The 16,229-nt window shown below is 45.2% G+C and carries 18 protein-coding genes; 10 read left to right on the top strand and 8 right to left on the bottom strand.

The features are described 5' to 3' along the window. Positions 1–136: 136 nt before the first annotated feature. The 4 genes from H5T88_00950 to H5T88_00935 are packed head-to-tail and all read left to right on the top strand — an operon-like array spanning position 137 to position 3,536. Entirely contained in the window at positions 137–463 is a 327-nt protein-coding gene (locus H5T88_00950) for a hypothetical protein (protein ID MBC7328906.1), read from the top strand. Beyond that, positions 411–707: a transposase family protein gene (locus H5T88_00945; protein MBC7328905.1), complete on the top strand. Its 297-nt coding sequence runs from the start codon at positions 411–413 to the stop codon at positions 705–707. The genes H5T88_00950 and H5T88_00945 overlap by 53 nt, the downstream gene beginning before the upstream one ends. Before the next feature lie 10 nt (positions 708–717). Further along, the gene (locus tag H5T88_00940) at positions 718–888 is read left to right on the top strand and encodes a Trm112 family protein (GenBank protein ID MBC7328904.1); all 171 of its coding nucleotides are present in this window, start codon (positions 718–720) and stop codon (positions 886–888) included. A gap of 5 nt (positions 889–893) precedes the next feature. After that, entirely contained in the window at positions 894–3,536 is a 2,643-nt protein-coding gene (locus tag H5T88_00935) for a glycoside hydrolase family 99-like domain-containing protein (protein ID MBC7328903.1), read from the top strand. Here H5T88_00935 and cdd read toward each other — a convergent pair. Further along, positions 3,526–3,924, bottom strand: a complete 399-nt coding sequence (cdd, locus tag H5T88_00930) for a cytidine deaminase (GenBank protein ID MBC7328902.1) — start codon at positions 3,922–3,924, stop codon at positions 3,526–3,528. The genes H5T88_00935 and cdd overlap by 11 nt on opposite strands. A 91-nt stretch (positions 3,925–4,015) precedes the next feature. Between cdd and H5T88_00925 the strand changes: the two genes are divergently transcribed. Then, positions 4,016–4,468 carry a hypothetical protein gene (locus H5T88_00925; GenBank protein MBC7328901.1) on the top strand — a complete coding sequence of 151 codons (453 nt, stop codon included), beginning with the start codon at positions 4,016–4,018 and terminating at the stop codon, positions 4,466–4,468. A gap of 18 nt (positions 4,469–4,486) precedes the next feature. Here H5T88_00925 and fsa read toward each other — a convergent pair whose 3' ends face one another. Beyond that, positions 4,487–5,146, bottom strand: coding sequence for a fructose-6-phosphate aldolase (gene fsa / locus H5T88_00920; protein MBC7328900.1), 660 nt, complete (start codon positions 5,144–5,146; stop codon positions 4,487–4,489). Between the two features lie 129 nt (positions 5,147–5,275). Here fsa and H5T88_00915 point away from each other — a divergent pair, with 129 nt between their 5' ends. Both H5T88_00915 and H5T88_00910 read left to right on the top strand, forming a co-directional pair. After that, complete coding sequence (locus H5T88_00915) at positions 5,276–6,583, top strand: insulinase family protein (protein ID MBC7328899.1); 1,308 nt, start codon at positions 5,276–5,278, stop codon at positions 6,581–6,583. Continuing rightward, positions 6,580–7,848, top strand: a complete 1,269-nt coding sequence (locus H5T88_00910; GenBank protein MBC7328898.1) for an insulinase family protein — start codon at positions 6,580–6,582, stop codon at positions 7,846–7,848. The genes H5T88_00915 and H5T88_00910 overlap by 4 nt, the downstream gene beginning before the upstream one ends. On the opposite strand, the gene H5T88_00905 is transcribed toward H5T88_00910, so the two are convergent. Both H5T88_00905 and H5T88_00900 read right to left on the bottom strand, forming a co-directional pair. After that, on the bottom strand, positions 7,832–8,401 hold the full coding sequence (locus H5T88_00905; GenBank protein MBC7328897.1) for an orotate phosphoribosyltransferase: 570 nt from the start codon (positions 8,399–8,401) through the stop codon (positions 7,832–7,834). The two genes, H5T88_00910 and H5T88_00905, sit on opposite strands and share 17 nt — an antisense overlap. Before the next feature lie 19 nt (positions 8,402–8,420). Next, positions 8,421–8,963, bottom strand: coding sequence for a hypothetical protein (locus tag H5T88_00900; protein ID MBC7328896.1), 543 nt, complete (start codon positions 8,961–8,963; stop codon positions 8,421–8,423). A 239-nt stretch (positions 8,964–9,202) separates the two neighbouring features. Here H5T88_00900 and H5T88_00895 point away from each other — a divergent pair, with 239 nt between their 5' ends. The 3 genes from H5T88_00895 to H5T88_00885 are packed head-to-tail and all read left to right on the top strand — an operon-like array spanning position 9,203 to position 11,710. Further along, positions 9,203–9,538: a S1 RNA-binding domain-containing protein gene (locus tag H5T88_00895; protein MBC7328895.1), complete on the top strand. Its 336-nt coding sequence runs from the start codon at positions 9,203–9,205 to the stop codon at positions 9,536–9,538. Between the two features lie 13 nt (positions 9,539–9,551). Beyond that, positions 9,552–11,465: a glycoside hydrolase family 15 protein gene (locus tag H5T88_00890; GenBank protein ID MBC7328894.1), complete on the top strand. Its 1,914-nt coding sequence runs from the start codon at positions 9,552–9,554 to the stop codon at positions 11,463–11,465. Continuing rightward, positions 11,462–11,710: a hypothetical protein gene (locus H5T88_00885; GenBank protein ID MBC7328893.1), complete on the top strand. Its 249-nt coding sequence runs from the start codon at positions 11,462–11,464 to the stop codon at positions 11,708–11,710. Before H5T88_00890 ends, H5T88_00885 begins: the two co-directional genes overlap by 4 nt. Positions 11,711–11,714: 4 nt before the next feature. On the opposite strand, the gene folP is transcribed toward H5T88_00885, so the two are convergent. From folP to H5T88_00865, 4 genes are read right to left on the bottom strand one after another with little or no spacing between them, the layout of a single operon-like run. Beyond that, positions 11,715–12,926 carry a dihydropteroate synthase gene (gene folP, locus H5T88_00880; GenBank protein MBC7328892.1) on the bottom strand — a complete coding sequence of 404 codons (1,212 nt, stop codon included), beginning with the start codon at positions 12,924–12,926 and terminating at the stop codon, positions 11,715–11,717. Next, complete coding sequence (gene folE / locus H5T88_00875; protein ID MBC7328891.1) at positions 12,923–13,468, bottom strand: GTP cyclohydrolase I FolE; 546 nt, start codon at positions 13,466–13,468, stop codon at positions 12,923–12,925. Before folE ends, folP begins: the two co-directional genes overlap by 4 nt. Positions 13,469–13,486: 18 nt before the next feature. After that, positions 13,487–14,374, bottom strand: coding sequence for a glutamate formimidoyltransferase (gene ftcD, locus H5T88_00870; protein MBC7328890.1), 888 nt, complete (start codon positions 14,372–14,374; stop codon positions 13,487–13,489). Next, positions 14,340–16,172, bottom strand: coding sequence for an ATP-dependent metallopeptidase FtsH/Yme1/Tma family protein (locus H5T88_00865; GenBank protein ID MBC7328889.1), 1,833 nt, complete (start codon positions 16,170–16,172; stop codon positions 14,340–14,342). The genes ftcD and H5T88_00865 overlap by 35 nt, the downstream gene beginning before the upstream one ends. Positions 16,173–16,229 lie beyond the last annotated feature (57 nt).

Here is a 16,229-nt window from a genome sequence, read left to right as displayed (position 1 = left end):
CAGCGCTCCGACCTCTCTCAAGAAGACCTAAAAATCCAAGAAAAAGAAACTGGGATATAAGAGTGATACAATATAAAAGGATAGAAGAGAAGAATGTCCTCGTTTAGGTCAGGTTCCTTTAAAGAAGGAGTTGGATATGTTTTGCAAAGAGACAGGAATAAAAGCTCCCTCAGCTTCCACAATAGCGAGGATTATAAAATGGCTAAAGGATAAAAGGGAAATATTAGACCCAAATGTAAAGGTTTCCCTCTACGGGAAAACAGGGAAATTGGTTATAAGGAAAAGGAAAAGAGAGAAAAAGCTAAGAAGAGGCAATTTTTACCCCAAATGTCCCGGAGATTTAGTCCAGATTGACTCAATCGTGATTTTCCTCAATGGCGTAAAGATGTTCCTCATTAGTGGTATAGATGTTGTCTCAAGATTTGGTTATCCCCCTCCCTCCGGGGTGTGTTCAAACGGATAACGGGAGTGAGTTCGCGGGAGAATTTGAAGATTTTCTCAGGAATAAGGGTATTATCCATTTCTACACCCATCCAAAGAGACCGCAAGAGAACGGCTATGTGGAGCGATTCCAGAGAACTATCCAAGAATATTTCATAGATGTATACCCGCTGGACTCAACGGATATAGACGAATTTAATAACCAAAGGAGTCCCAAATGTTATGGAATTATACAATGGATTGACTTACCTGTTCCTTTTGACTAAATTTAAAAAAATGAATAACTACGAGAGACTGATACGAATTCTGCGCTGTCCCGTTTGCTTTTCAGACCTCTATCTTGGAAAGGAAGAGCTCATCTGCTTGGGTTGCGGGCGTAGATATCGTATTGTAAATGGCATTGTAGATATGCTCCAACCTATAGATTTGACGATAAAAGAGAGGTGATTTAAATGGGCAAAATAATCCCCCTTCTTCTCCTCCTATCCTTCCTTGCACTGGGAGAGGAAATAACCCTCCTCTCCTTTGAATCCGCCGCTTTCAAAGATTGGAGGGCAAATCAAAGCATCAGCGATTTAAAGGTAGAAGGTAAATACTTAACTGGCAAATGCGTTGGCAGCGACCCCCAAATTTTCAGCCCCCTTTTCGAGATAAAAGCAAATAATCGCCAAGTAGTTGAGATTAAAATGAAAAGCGATAGGGATGGGTTAGCCCAGCTTTTCTGGTCAGGCACCCTGGAAGAACCTTACGGAGGATTCCGCCCGGAGAAAGTAAACGATTTTTATGTGAAAGGCGACAACCTCTTACACGTATATCGCCTTCTCCCTTTCTGGGGAGGAGAAGAGAAGATAATCCATCTGCGCCTTGACCCTCCCGATGGAGCTTATTTCCAGATTGAATATATAAAAATCAAGGAAATTCAGCCCACGCCAGAAGGTCAATGGCTTATTTTCGGAGGTTTAAACGTGAAGAAATCAACTGATAAGGCTCTAACCTTTCAGATAACCTCCAAGGAAGCCAATCTCCTCCTTCCCGTCCCTCCATTTAAGGGAACGGAAGCCCCTCTCCTTTCCTTCCGCCTGCGTCTCAAATCCTCAAATCCAAATGGCTTCGGGGAGATAGTCTTTCAAGAGGGAAAGGAAAGACGAAGCTATGCCTTCGACCTCATCATGGATGGTAAACCCCACTTTTACAATCTCTTTCCCGGTTGGTTTGGAGATGTCTCCTCCGTGATGCTTTTGCTCCGAAATTGCATGGGAGAAGGGGAAATCGGAGATGTGAATGTGGGTGTAACCCCAAAGGGAGAAGAAATTCATATAAAATACTTCGGCGTTGACGGCATCGCAAGAGCTGGTAAGCCCTTTCCTCTTATCCTCCAATTAGAAAATAAAGGAACAACTATTGAGAATGTTCAAGTGGAATTACAACTTCCCAAGGAATTAAAGCTTCAAAAGGGAAAACCTTCCGTTAGAATAGCGAAATTCTCCTTCGGTGATACCGAATTTCTCAGCTGGGATGTGGTATGCGAGAAAGCTGGGGAATACAAGGTAGGAGCAAAAATATCCTTTGCCCAAAACCGACAAGAGCTTTCCTCTGTATTAAAGATAACAAAGCTCCCTCCCCTTTCTCCCTCGGATTATCCACCTGAGCCGAAGGTGACTCCGAGCGATTGGGAGATAGGGGTTTATTATTTCCCTGGCTGGCCAAGTGCGTCAAATTGGCTTCCCGTTAAGAATTGGGGACGCAAACCGCTATTGGGTTTTTATAAAGAGGGAGAGCCCTATGTTATGGATTGGCAGATAAAATGGGCGCTTGAGCACGGCATAACCTTTTTCATCTTTGATTGGTATTGGGTGCAGGGAAGCAGGATGTTGGAACACGCCCTCCATAACGGCTTTCTCAAATCCCGTTATGGAAAACTTATGAAGTTCTCCCTCCTCTGGGCAAACCATAACCCACCCAAGACATCCTCAATACCAGACCTCATCAACCTAACGAGATTTTGCATAGATAATTATTTCCACCTGCCAAATTATCTGAAAATAGATGGCAAACCAACCCTCTTCATATTCACACCTCGTCAGCTTACCAACGACCTCGGCGTTGAGGGAGTTAAGGAAGGCTTTGAGAAAATGAGGGAGCTCTGTAGGCAGGAAGGATTGAACGGTCTATTCATAATAGGTTGTATGCACGATTCCGATTGGGATTTGAGGATTATGAAAGAAGAAGGATATGACGCAGTTACTGGATATAACTACCCCTGGGCAGGAGCGGGACCAACGGACAAAAGGGCTTCATATGAGGATATGATAAATGGATTCGCACGCATTTGGCAAGGAATTGCGGATAAAGGATACGACTTGATTGTTCCCACATCTCCTGGCTGGGACCCAAGACCTTGGCACGGTCAAAACACACTCGTCAGGACGAATTCAACCCCTTCCTTATTTGAGAAACATCTTCGGGAGGCTAAGGATTTCGTGGAGAAAAGGGGTCTGAGGAAAATCGTCGTAATTGAAGCTTGGAACGAATGGGGTGAAGGTTCATATATAGAGCCAAGCAGAGAATGGGGATTTGCCTATCTTGACGCGGTGAGGGATGTCTTCTTGGGGAAAGGTGAGCACCTTGATTTAGTGCCCCAAGATATTGGCTTGCCCTTGGTTGAAGCGGAATCGCCTCCTCCAAGGGATAGTTGGGATTTTGAAGAGGGTTTGGAAGGCTGGTCAGCTATGATGGGGATAGGAGAGTTCAAGGTTGAGAACGGCTGCTTAATCCTCAAGACCTCAACGAATGACCCCGCGATCAATCTTCCTCCCGTTATGCTTGACGCTAAAGATTATGGAAAGATAATCATAAGGATGAAGGTTGATAAGGGAAGCGGTGGTCAAGTATTTTGGGCTACGAATGTCTTCCCAATCAGCGAGTTCACAAGCCAGCGTTTTCGATTGATAGCGGACAATCAATTCCACATTTATGAACTTGATTTAACCACTAATCCCGCCTGGATGGGCAAGATTACACAAATCCGCTTTGACCCAACTGATTCAGCAGGTGCGAATGTGGAGATAGATTACATAAAGCTCATCAAAAAGTAAATGGTAAAGGAAACAGCTGGGAAAGGGTCCATTTCTCAACATTTCCCTTCTTATCCGAGGAGATTATGAGGAAATCATCCGGAGAACGAACGAATTGAGAAAGGACCTGCAGACAAGCCCCACATGGTGTGGAAATGACTGGTGTGAAGATAGCGAGAGCGAGGAAATCCCTCTCTCCCTCCGATATTGCTTTAAATACCGCTACTCTCTCCGCGCATATGCTTAACCCATAAGATGAATTCTCCACATTACAGCCAGCAAAGATTTCCCCGTTTGAAGTCAATAAGGCAGCACCCACAGGAAAATCGGAGAAAGGAGCAAAGGAATTGGCACTCGCTTTTTTCGCTATTTCCAATAGTTCTTTCAACCGGGCATCATCCAGCGTCATTATAGAAAAAATTTATTATAAAACATCGCCATTGACAATGCTTTTGATTGTAGTAAAATAATAGAAAAACCGAAAAAGGAGGTTATAGAGTATGAAAAACGATAAGATGCTTATGGCATCGGCTATATTCTTCATCGTTTGCTTACTCGCCACCATAGCGGTTGTTTTGCTTTCACCTAAACCTCCAGCTACCGCTGTTGCTCCCGTGGGTGGGGCAGGAGGCAACGCTCCCGCGATGATGCCGATGATGGGTCCGGGTATGATGGGCGGAGCAATGATGGGAGGTGGGAATGCACCTGGAGGAGGCGGCGCCCCCATGATGGGTCCAGGTATGATGGGGAAGGGTCCTATGCCAATGGGAAGTGGCGGAGGCGGTGCACCGATGATGGGTCCAGGCATGATGGGAGGAGGTATGATGGGCAAAGGTCCTATGCCAATGGGAGGTGGCGGAGGCAGTGCGCCAATGATGGGTCCAGGCATGATGGGAGGAGGTATGATGGGGAAAGGTCCTATGCCAATGGGAGGGGCATCTGCGGGTAGGTAATGAAACTCCCCCGTACAATTAGCGCTGGGATTCTATAGCTTTCATCTTCTCCCAATCGGAGAGGAACCTTTCCAAACCGATATCAGTTAAAGGATGCTTGAACATTAATTCTAATACTTTGTAGGGAACAGTGGCGATAGGAGCCCCTATCTCCGCTGCTCTCAATACGTGGATTGGATGCCGAACGCTCGCCACCAATATCTCGGTTGAGAAGTCGTAATTTTTATAAATTCTCAGGGATTTCTCCACAACCTCCATTCCATCATGACCAATATCATCAAGACGCCCCACGAATATGCTCGCAAATGTCGCTCCCGCTTCAGCCGCTAAGAGCGCTTGATTGGGAGAGAATATAAGGGTTACATTTGTCTTAATTCCCTCCTGAGATAACCTTTTCACAGCCTTGATTCCTTCTACCCCCATTGGTATCTTCAAAACGATATTTTTATGCCATTTCGCTATCTCCCTTCCCTCCTCCACCATCCCATCTGCATCAGTAGCCGTTACCTCAACGCTTATAGGTCCATTAACTATTGAACAAATTTCCTCCACTAACTCCCTGAAAGGACGCCCTTCCTTGCTCACAAGGGTTGGATTCGTCGTTACTCCCTGGATGATTCCCCAGGAAGCCGCTTCTCTTATCTCCGCTATATTTGCTGTATCAATGAAAAGCTTCATAAAACATCACCTCTTATGTTTAAAAATATTAGGCTAAGAACAGGGAGTCAAGTTCTTTCTACTTCTACGGATTTACGATTCAAGAAGCATAAAGTATAATTTAAATAGCCCTATCTGAAGAAAACCAGGATGATTTTCAAAGGAAAACAATTCCTCCTAATATTTCTTTGCGCACTTTCCTTCTCCTTTGTTCAAAAGGAGAAAATTAGCGTCAAGACCCTCTCCAATGGATTGCGTGTCGTTATTCTCCCACGCTCCGAATTGGACCTCGTCTCTCTTCAACTCTGGCTCAAAGTAGGCTCTGTGCGGGATGGAGATAAACCAGGGCTTATGCATTTATTGGAACATATGCTGTTTGATGGCTCAAGGAATCATCCCCCAGGAGCCATAGACGAAGCTATTGAGGAAATGGGAGGGAGGATAAGCGCTGAAACAGGACAGGATTTCACTTATTTCTCAATAGAGATTACACCGCAATTCCTCCCAAAAGCGATGGAAATCCTATCCGAGCTCATAAGGTATCCCTTATTTGATGAAAAAGAAATGGAAAGGGAAAAAAGGATAGTTTTGGCGGAAGCAAAGGGAGCAAACAACCCCTTCCAGCAATGCGCCTGGGAAATATCCCGCTTGATGTTCACCCAACACCCCTATCGCTATCCTATTCCGGGCTGGGAGGAAACCATTGCTAAAATAAGAAGGGATGATATCTTATCAGCCTGGAAAAGTTTTTATCTCCCCAGCCTCGCCAGCATAATAATAGTTGGTAAAGTAGAGGAGGAGAATGCTCTCCAATTGGTTGAGCATTTCTTCGGCGATTGGGAAAACAATTCTTCTCCCTCCACCATAAACCCTGAACCTCAACTGAATGAAATCCGCACTTCTACCTTGAATTATCAACCCTCCTCTTCCCAAGTTAGCGAAAGCGGAGTTAGAAGCTATATAGCCTTCGGCTTTCCCGCTCCAAGCGTTGAGGATGGTAAAGCTGTTGTTGCGTTTGATTTGCTTGACCAAATCATTCAGGATAGTTGGATATTCTCCTCTTTGAAGGAGAAAGGGCTGGTCTCCGAAATTCGCTCCTTTTTCCTAACCCAAAGATATCCCTCAGTTTTCATCATTTATGCCTCAACTTGGGGAAATGTTATAGAGGATGTCAGGGAGGAAGTTTTGAAATCTCTTATGGAGCTAAAGAAAAACCTAAGCGAGGAAATCCTTTCTAAAGTTAAGCAAAGGCTTCTGTTCTCCTACGCCCTTAACTGCGAGACATACGCTGACCAAGCCCATATATTGGGATTCTACGAGAGCATCTGTGACTTTTCCTTCGCCTGCGATTATCCCAGGATGGTGGAGGAAATAACTCTGCAGGAAACCAAGGAAGCTTGGGATAAATATATCCGACCTGATGCCTACTGCTTCGTAGCCCTCATACCGAAGAAATGAAGAAAATTATCGCCCTTTTTCTTTTCCTGTCCCTTGCCTTTACCTCCCCCATCAAACGCACCTTCCAAAATGGTCTCACCCTAATCGTCGCTCCAAGGGAAGTCAGTCAATTAGTTAGCATTTCCACTATTATCAAGGGAGGGAGCATAGTGGAGAAAACGCCAGGAGCCTCAAGTCTCCTCATACGGCTTATTCCACTTGGGACAAAAAATCACACAAAAGACGAAATAGAGAAGATTTTGGAGGAAAACCTTATAGACTTACAAACAGAAATAAACGAGAATTATTGGTCTATCTCCATAACCTGTCCCGCTTTTTCCTTGAAAGAGGCTTTAAAATTGTTAGGGGAGATTATTTTCCAACCCCTTCTTGATGAATATGACTTTGAGAGCGAGAAAAGGAAAGCCATTTCGGAAATAGAGGAAATCAGCTCACGTCCGTTCACATCCGCCTATGCTCGCTTAAGAGAAAGCCTTTATGGGAGAAATCACCCCTATGCAAGGCTTATAAATGGAACGAAGGAAAGCTTGCAATCCTTGAGTTTGGAGGAGCTCCGCCACCTTCTTCTATCATACTTCCAACCTCAAAATGTTTTCGTTGCAATAGCGGGAGACGTTGAAACAGAGGAGACCATAGAAATAGCAAAAGATTTATTAGGAAGTTTCCCCAAAGGAGAAATAATTAGACTTACATATCCTTTCTTCTACCCCCTCGTCCGCTCGGAGGTTGATGTAATGGAGCGAGCTTCCCCTTTTGCCTATCTTTTTGTGGGTATTCCTCTTCCGGGGATGAACTACAAGGATTACCCAGTATTTGAGATAATTAATACCCTTTTAGGGAAAGGAACATCTTCCCGCCTTGCAAAGGCGCTACGCTGGCGAATGGGAATCTCATACGACTTCGGCTCCCTTTATCCACCCCTCCTCGGGAAGAGCCATCTGCTCGTATGGGCTGCTGTTGACCCTCAAAGAGTTGAAGAAGCAAAGGAAGCCATTCTGAACGAAATTACTTCCTTAGACGATATTGACCAAAATGAATTGGAGAAAGCGAAAAACAAGCTGATTGGCGATTTCATTCTTTCCCAAGCCCAGCTGAAAAACTTCTCCTTTAGCCTCGCCTGGTTTGAAGCTATGGGATTAGGATACGATTACATAGACAAGTTCCCTAAGTTAGTTAAGACCGTAAATATCTGGGATGTTAAGAAGATTGTCAGGCGCTATTTGAAGGGAAACGTCTCCCTCCTTCTCCTCATCCCCTCCTCGTAGCGCTTCCATAAACCTCAAGTGGTATCCCTTTCTTGCAAAGGGGACATTCCTCAGGCTTGTATGCCTCTACTTTCATTGAGGCAAGGGAAACGAGGGGAATTCCTAAGTCCGCTTCCCCACCGCTGCGGTCCAAGAGCACACCTATTATGACCACCTCTGCTCCGCATTCCTCCAAAGCGGATAAAGTCTCTCTCAGGGATTTGCCCGTTGTCAAAATATCATCCACCAATCCAACCTTCATCCCTTCCTTTAAAATCTCCCTTGGTCTAATAGCCCTTTTGTCCCCTACCCTATCGGCAAAAGCGCATTTAAGACCGAGATATTTCGCCACTTCAAAAGCGATTATCACACCTCCAAGCGAAGGACCAACAACGATTTCAAATTCTTTCCCCTTCAGCTCCTCAGCCAGTTTATTACATAAAATAGAAGCTGCCTCCGGGTTAGCCAGCACCTTCATTTTATCAAAGTAGAAAGGGCTGTGTAACCCGGAGGCTAACAGGAAATGCCCTTCCCTAACAGCTTCTAATTTACGAAATATCTCTAATACTTCTATTTAGGCAATTACCCCCTGTTTAAAACCTTATGCCGAATATCAAGGAATAACCACCGAAGTCGGTATCGCTCCATTTGCCGATTGTGTTCCAGCGTAGCTCAGCGAACATATTTGAGCTGAAGCGAGCTCCAACGAGAACATGAAAGCCGGTCTTCCAAGTGCTATCGCTTGTGCCGCTTTCCGCCTTCAGATAATAAAGACCTGCTCCAACGCCAAGATAGGGATAGTACTGGGGCTGGGCTTCTCCGAACAAAGGTGGCTCGCCTGAAACGGATGTCTTCTTCCAGGTCACAAGAAGAGGTATCTCGGTTACCGTTCCGCCCGAGCCCGACTTGTGGAGATACTCCACCGAGTATACCCAAGAGGCATCTGGAGCAACGGGGGATTCAGCGTCTATGCCGAGTAGGAACCAGCTCCCGCCAACCGCGTCTCGTAGATCGGAATCGCTGGGGCGGAAAATGCCTATCTTGCCCGAATAAATCAGGGTTTTTCCGCCTTCCTCCTGTGCCCAGAGACCAACGACACAGAGAAGCACAACAGACAGCAAAAGCAATTTCTTCAAAGCAATCACCTCCGAAGAGATTTTTTATATTTTATTAGATGGACTACAAGTATGCAAGCTTTTTGTTAGCAAAACCCATATCATTACAAATATAGTTGATGATGTTTGTAGGATTTGGGGCGAAAAAAAAGAACACGCTAAGTTGCAAATTTCTTTATCAAATGCGATTTGCTTTTTTTCTCAAGCAATATATAATCTTACTAAACTAAAAATTTATAAATTGGAGGAATGCCGAGAATATGTCGGAAATAGGAAGTGTTCTCAAAGGAAAAGTCAAGCAAATCCTTCCAAGAGGCGCCATCGTGCTGCTGGAGAACGGGAAGAGAGGCTTTGTCCACATATCGGAGATAGCAGAGGAGTTCGTGGAAAACATAAACAATTTCTTAAAAGTTGGGGAAGAAGTCCGATGCAGGGTTTTAGGTTATGATGAAAAGGGAAGGCTCGAGCTCTCTATAAAGAGAGCAAGCGAAAAATCCACCCTCTTGGAGGAGAAGCTACGCCAATTCCGCAAGCAAAGCGATGATAGACTTTCTGGCTTAAAGAAAAGGGAGGCAAATAATAAAGGAAGAAGATAGAATAAATTAGATTATGGCAAGACACCTCGTTTTGGGAAACGGCAACCTATTGGTATGCCTTGACAAGTTCGCTCAATTGCGAGACCTTTATTTTCCTTATGTCGGGTTGTTCAATCACATTATGGGAAATGTGTGCAGGATTGGCTTATGGGACGGGGAAAAGCTTTTCTGGATGGATGATAATGGGAAAGGGGAAATCGGATATGAACCAGACACACTTGTCGGGTATGCCCACTACAAGCTCCCCAATGAGATGGAGATTTACTCAAAATTGGCGGTTCATCCTTTCTCCAACATCTTCTTGCGAGAATTAGAACTAAGAGGGGAAAAAGAAGTAACTCTATTCTTCCATAACGATTTTTCCCTTCTGGAAACAGATGTTGGGGACACAGCCTTCTATAACCCCTTTTTAGACGCCATCATCCACTTCAAAAGAGACATTTATATCCTCGTCTCCGGCACCTTCCCCGAGGGGAAGATAGCTCAATTCTCCATAGGAACAAAGGGAACCTGGCGCGATGCCGAGGATGGGAAGCTAACAATGCGCTCAATTGAACAAGGAGCAGTTGATAGCACGTTCTCCATAAAACTTAAACCAAATCCTCCCCACAATAAGGCATTGCTATGGGTGGCAGTTGGTCATTCTCTTGAAGAGGTATCAAAACTCAACGAATTGGCGAAGCAAAAAGGAAATCAGCTTTTGGTGGAAACCTATGCTTACTGGAATAGTTGGCTAAGGAGCATTCTTCCTGATTTTCTTGACTTGCCTTCCGAAATTTCCGAGCTTTTTCGCAAAAGCGCTTTGATAGTTAGAACCAACATAGATAATAATGGAGCGATTATCGCAGCTAATGATTCCGACATTATGCAAACAGCTCGTGCCCACTATTCTTATATGTGGGGAAGGGATTCCGCTTACACGGTTATGGTTTTGGATGAGTTGGGACAAATAGATATAAGTAGAAGATTCTTCTTATTTATTCAAGAACTTCTATCAAAAGACCTCCCTTTCCTTTGGCACAAGTATTCCGCCGATGGCTCCCTCGGCTCAAGTTGGCATCCTTGGATAATAAATGGTGAAAGGGAAATACCCCTCCAGCAAGATTCTACCGCCTTGGTCATCTATGCCCTTTGGCAACACTATAAGAAGTTCGGTGATATTGAATTCCTCTCAAATATTTATCCTGAAGTCGTGAAAAAGCCCGCCGATTTCATGAGCAATTATCTGGATGAAAACCTAAATCTTCCTCGTCCATCTTGGGACATTTGGGAGGAAAGGCGAGGAATTCACCTTTATACCTCCGCCATTACTTCCCTCTCTCTTTTCTCCGCCTCCGAACTATCCTCCGCAATGGGCGATATGGAAAGCTCAAAGAATTTCTTTACTAAAGCTCAGCAGATTTGGGGCGGCTTGAGGACATTCTTTGAGAATGGCAACCTTTGCCGAAGCCTCCTTCCCTCCCCTTCTGGTTGGCAAAAGGATTACACTCCCGATTCAAGCCTATTTCTCCTTCCTCTTCTCAATATCCTCCCTTTGCCCGAAGGGAAACTTGAACCATTGCTCGGCGAAGTTGAAAGGGAACTCTGGGTGAAAACGAAAATAGGTGGTTTAAGCAGGTATAAAGGCGATTGGTATTTTCGCCAAAGTGAAGATATAGAAAACATACCGGGAAATCCCTGGTATATATGCACGATGTGGCTCGCCGAATGGCATATAGAAAAGGCAAACAGTTTGGAAGAATTAAAAGATTGCCAGAAATTTTTCCGCTGGGCTAAGGAGCATTCCCTACCAACGGGAATCCTCCCCGAGCAGGTCCACCCGCTAACTGGCGAGCCGCTTTCAGTAGCTCCCCTCACCTGGTCTCACATATCTTTTATGTCCGCTGTTCTACATTATTTGACCAAAAGAAGGAGGTTTGAAAAATGAATCCTCATAAGATTGCGAGCTCCACCCTAGGGATTATCGTGTTCATTTTGGGCATAGCGCTTCTCGTTTACACATTCGCCATCGCCCTCACCTCCTTATCCCGCCCAATCCCGATGAGCGAGCCGAGCGAGATTGCCAGTTATCTCGTCTCTCTATTGAAAAACATCGCCTATTTATTCGTAATGGGAATGTGCGGGACTTTAATAGCGATTATGGGGATAAAGATGTATCAGGGAAGCGGATAAATATTCAATCAGCAAGACCTTCTTTTATTGCATACGCTACCTCTATTACTCTCTTCATCTCTCTCACATCGTGCACTCTTATGACATTCGCCCCTTTCATTACGGAAATCGCCACAGCTGAAGCTGTCCCTTCCAACCTCTCCTCCGGCTTTAATCCACCCAGGATGTGTCCAATGAAGCTCTTTCTGGAAGGACCTATGAGAATCGGCAAACCAAGCGATTTAAACTCGGGAAGATGTCTTATAAGCTCAATGTTATCAATTACCCTCTTCCCGAATCCTATCCCGGGGTCTATTATGAGATAATCTCTGTCTATTCCGTTTTTCATCGCCCATTCAACTCTCTCCCTCAGGAAGTCATATACCTCCCCAACGACATCCTCATAATATGGATTAATCTGCATATCCTTCGGCGTCCCTTTCATATGCATTAAAACCACAGCTACCCTCTTTTCCCTCACCACTTCAATCATCCTTTGGTCAAATCTCATAGCGCTTATGTCATTAACTATCTCCGCACCTTCCTCTACAGCAGCTCTTGCTACCTCGGACTTATATGTATCAATAGATATCGGCAAATCAACCCTCTTCACAAGCTCCTTTATAACTGGCAATACCCTTCTCATCTCTTCCTCAACGCTAATCGGCTCCGAGCCGGGACGAGTTGATTCTCCGCCTATATCTATTATGTCTGCTCCTTCCTCCGCCATCTCCTCCGCACGCGCTATTGCCCTTTCTAATTCATTATACCTGCCTCCATCATAAAAGGAATCGGGGGTGACATTGAGTATCCCCATTATTTTAGGCTTTTTGCCAAGAGAGAAAGGATGGCGTGGCAGAGGTAGCAACCACTCTTCCCTTTCAATATTTCTCAATGTATCCTCCACTTCACTGATTACTTCCTTAATAGAAGAAAAGGGCTGTTCCTTCAAATAGGCGATAAGCGCCTCTATCTGTTTTCTCGTGCCCAAAATAAGACAATCCGTCTCCCCTTCCCCTCCCTTTACCGCCTCCCAACTAACCGCGTTCTCCCCTCCTAATGCCAGCATCTTTTGCTTTATTATATTTGCAAGAAAATAGGGTGCTTTGGGCAAGAAAATCTGAAGGAATTCTCCTTTCCCAAGCATTCTCTCAATTCCACCTTCGGAAACACCCACCCTCCTCATCTGCTCAACTAACCCCTTCCTATCCAGCTTTAGAACCCTAATCCCCTTCATTTCCCGAAGAGCGAGAGAATGGAACGAGAAAGGGACTCGTCCTCATATATTCCTCTTGCTTGGTATGTCACAACAACTGAACCAGGGCTTCTTACTCCCCTTAATGTCATACAAAGATGCTCTGCTTCTATGAGGACAATTAATCCCTTTGGATTAAGCCTTTCCATCAACTCATCAGCTATTTCTTTTGTTAGACGCTCCTGCACTTGCAATCTCCTTGCGTATTTCTCAACGGTTCTCACCAGTTTGCTTACACCCGCTATCTTGCCATTTGGGAGGTAGGCAATGTGCGCCTTCCCGATAAAGGGCAGGAGATGATGCTCGCAGAAGGAAAAGATGGGGATATCCCTCAGGATGACTACCCCCTCAGAGTCTGTCTCAAAAACCGTGAAATCCTCCTCTTTCTTTTCATATCCCGCTAAAAGTTCCTCCATTGCCTCAGAAACCCTCCTCGGCGTCTCCCTTAATCCCTCCCTTTCAGGGTCCTCTCCTATAGCAATCAATATCTCCTTTACCGCTTTCTCTATCTTCTCTTTATCCATCTGGGGAAAATCACTCCTTTATATATGGATATCTATTACTTGCTGAAGCTTGAAATCCTTAAGAGGAAGATAGTAAGAGAGGGTATCAATAAGGACTTGCAAAGGAACGGGACCGATTATTTCCGCTGAATCTATTTCAACACCGTATTTTCTTGCCTCAATTTTCACCAGCTCATAAACTCTGTATAGTGGGGTTTTGAAGGGCATCGTGATGTTCATGGAAACCTGAACCATTCCCCTTGAGGCAAGGTTTATTCCCAAAGCCTTAACCCCTAAGAGTCCCCCTCCCTTTTCCCTTACCGAGGAGGCTATCTTCTTTGCGATTTCAAGATTTGTAGAGGCAAGATTGACATTGAAGGCAATTAAGAAATCTCTCACTCCAACTATCACACAACCAGCGGTAGGATGGGGCTGGGGAGGACCTAAATCCGGCAACCTCCTACCATTTCTCATATCCTCCTTTATCGCCTCTATCCCTCCCTTCCTCACATCCGATAGGTCCCTTCTTTCCTCCTTGAGAGCCGCCTCACCGTAAAAATAAACCGGCAAATGGAGCTCTTTTGCCAACAGCTCGCCCAAATCATGTGCATATCTAACACATTCCTCTAAGCTTATATCTTTTAGTGGGATAAGAGGGATTACATCCACTGCCCCACAGCGTGGATGCTCTCCCTCATGATTGTTTAAATTGATCAAGGCAACAGCCCTGCGCGAGGCTTCAAGAAGGGCTTTGAGCAGCGGTTGGGGCTCGCCGATGAGGCTGACAACTGAACGATTGTGGTCGGGGTCGGATGAATAATCAATTATCTTGACTCCTTCTATTTCCCTTATCGGAGCAAGAATTTGCTCTATTATTTCTTTGGAGTTTCCCTCACTGAAGTTCGGACTGCTGAGGATTTTCGCCATCGGAAAGAATCTCGTCTATCTCCTCTTTTTCCAGCGTCTCTCTTTGAAGCAGGATTTCAACGAGCTTCTCCATTTTTTCTCTGTTCTGTTGGAGGATTTCCTTCGCCCTCTTATAATTTGTCTCTATAAAGTTCTTCACTTCCTCATCAATTAGCCTTGCAACCTCATCGGAATAATTTCTATCCTCAAATATATCTCTTCCGAGGAAGGGGTTTCCGTGCCTTCTCCCCAAAGTTATTGGACCGATTCGCTCGGACATGCCCAACTCGCAGACCATTTTTCTCGCGATCTCTGTCGCCCTTTGTAAATCGTTCTGGGCACCCGTGGTAGTCTCACCGAAAACAACCTCCTCCGCCGCCCTACCAGCTAATAAAGCAGCAAGCTCATCCATAAGCTCAGATTTAGTTATTATGTATTTATCCTGTTCGGGAAATTGAAGCGTATAGCCAAGTGCTAAGCCACGGGGAAGAATTGATATTTTATGAACGGGATTGGCATTGGGAAGCATTTTAGCGACCAAGGCATGCCCAACTTCATGGTAGGCAACAAGCTTTTTCTCCTTATCGCTTATCACCCTGCTCTTCCTTTGCGGACCAGCAACAACTCTCTCTATTGCCTCTTCTAATTCAGCCATTGTTATCTTATTTTTCCCCTGCCTCGCAGCTAAAAGAGCTGCTTCGTTGAGCAAGTTCGCCAAATCCGCTCCGGTAAAGCCAGGGGTTCTCCTTGCGATGAGTTCAAGGTCAACATCCTCCGCTAAGGGTTTATTCCTTGCGTGGACTTTCAGAATCTCCAATCGCCCTTTGATATCGGGATGGTCTATCACAATGTGGCGGTCAAACCTACCCGGTCTAAGGAGGGCAGGGTCCAGAACATCAGGTCTATTAGTCGCAGCTATAACTATCACACCTATATTTGGATCAAAGCCATCCATCTCCGCTAGTATCTGATTGAGGGTCTGCTCTCTTTCGTCGTGTCCGCCTCCGAGACCAGTTCCTCTTTGCCTTCCAACTGCGTCTATTTCGTCTATGAAAATAAGGCAGGGGGCATTAGCTTTTGCTTGGTCAAAGAGGTCCCTTACCCTTGCTGCACCTACTCCCACGAACATCTCCACAAATTCAGAGCCTGATATATGGAAGAATGGCACATTCGCCTCTCCCGCCACAGCTCTCGCAAGAAGAGTTTTCCCACACCCCGGCGGTCCATAGAGAAGGACCCCCTTAGGTATCTTCGCCCCCAAAGCCTGGAACTTGCGAGGATTTTTGAGGAATTCAACGACCTCCTGTAGCTCTTGCTTTGCTTCTTCGGCGCCAGCCACATCGTTGAATGTTACTCTTGGAATATTTGCTGGGGTGTATCTTCTCGCTCTGCTTTTTGCGAAAGTGAAAGCCTCCTTATTCCCCGCCTGTAAACCCCTCCAAAAGAAGGACCAGAAGAAAATCAGAAATAAGAGAGGGAAAAGGATGAAAAAGATGAAATTTTGCCATCCTTCGGAGAGCATAGGGGTTTTATAGGAGAAATGGACCTCGTTTTCTCGCAAAATCTTCTCCATCTCCGCCCCCGCTATCTCGGGAATGAAATTAGTCGTGAAGCGAGTGCCGTTCTTAAGCTCCCCAATTATTTCCCCTCGCCCTATCACGCATTTAAGGACCTCCTTGTTCTTCACCTTCTCAATGAACTGGCTGTAATCGTATTTCTCTACCCCTCCAAAGTTACGGGAGAGCGGCTCCCTCAATACCAGGAGGAGAAAGAAGATAGCTAATATCCAAAATATAAGGGCTGAATTTTTCCTTTCCACTTCTTATCAGATTATATTATAACTACCTTGTGAGGGAATATCAAGTCTCCTTCCCTT

Source organism: bacterium, from assembly GCA_014360495.1.
Classification (GTDB): domain Bacteria; phylum Armatimonadota; class JACIXR01; order JACIXR01; family JACIXR01; genus JACIXR01.
The sequence above is the reverse complement of the archived record's forward strand: the minus strand, read 5'-3'. Positions and strand labels throughout refer to the sequence as shown.

What these genes read in the sequence shown, in the direction of transcription:
- H5T88_00925 (MBC7328901.1), top strand. Translation starts at nt 4,016, where the DNA reads ATGAAAAACGATAAGATGCTTATGGCATCGGCTATATTCTTCATCGTT.
- H5T88_00950 (MBC7328906.1), top strand. Translation starts at nt 137, where the DNA reads ATGTTTTGCAAAGAGACAGGAATAAAAGCTCCCTCAGCTTCCACAATA.
- H5T88_00885 (MBC7328893.1), top strand. Translation starts at nt 11,462, where the DNA reads ATGAATCCTCATAAGATTGCGAGCTCCACCCTAGGGATTATCGTGTTC.
- cdd (MBC7328902.1), bottom strand. Translation starts at nt 3,924, where the DNA reads ATGACGCTGGATGATGCCCGGTTGAAAGAACTATTGGAAATAGCGAAA.
- H5T88_00935 (MBC7328903.1), top strand. Translation starts at nt 894, where the DNA reads ATGGGCAAAATAATCCCCCTTCTTCTCCTCCTATCCTTCCTTGCACTG.
- H5T88_00940 (MBC7328904.1), top strand. Translation starts at nt 718, where the DNA reads ATGAATAACTACGAGAGACTGATACGAATTCTGCGCTGTCCCGTTTGC.
- fsa (MBC7328900.1), bottom strand. Translation starts at nt 5,146, where the DNA reads ATGAAGCTTTTCATTGATACAGCAAATATAGCGGAGATAAGAGAAGCG.
- H5T88_00915 (MBC7328899.1), top strand. Translation starts at nt 5,276, where the DNA reads ATGATTTTCAAAGGAAAACAATTCCTCCTAATATTTCTTTGCGCACTT.
- folE (MBC7328891.1), bottom strand. Translation starts at nt 13,468, where the DNA reads ATGGATAAAGAGAAGATAGAGAAAGCGGTAAAGGAGATATTGATTGCT.
- folP (MBC7328892.1), bottom strand. Translation starts at nt 12,926, where the DNA reads ATGAAGGGGATTAGGGTTCTAAAGCTGGATAGGAAGGGGTTAGTTGAG.
- H5T88_00910 (MBC7328898.1), top strand. Translation starts at nt 6,580, where the DNA reads ATGAAGAAAATTATCGCCCTTTTTCTTTTCCTGTCCCTTGCCTTTACC.
- ftcD (MBC7328890.1), bottom strand. Translation starts at nt 14,374, where the DNA reads ATGGCGAAAATCCTCAGCAGTCCGAACTTCAGTGAGGGAAACTCCAAA.
- H5T88_00890 (MBC7328894.1), top strand. Translation starts at nt 9,552, where the DNA reads ATGGCAAGACACCTCGTTTTGGGAAACGGCAACCTATTGGTATGCCTT.
- H5T88_00895 (MBC7328895.1), top strand. Translation starts at nt 9,203, where the DNA reads ATGTCGGAAATAGGAAGTGTTCTCAAAGGAAAAGTCAAGCAAATCCTT.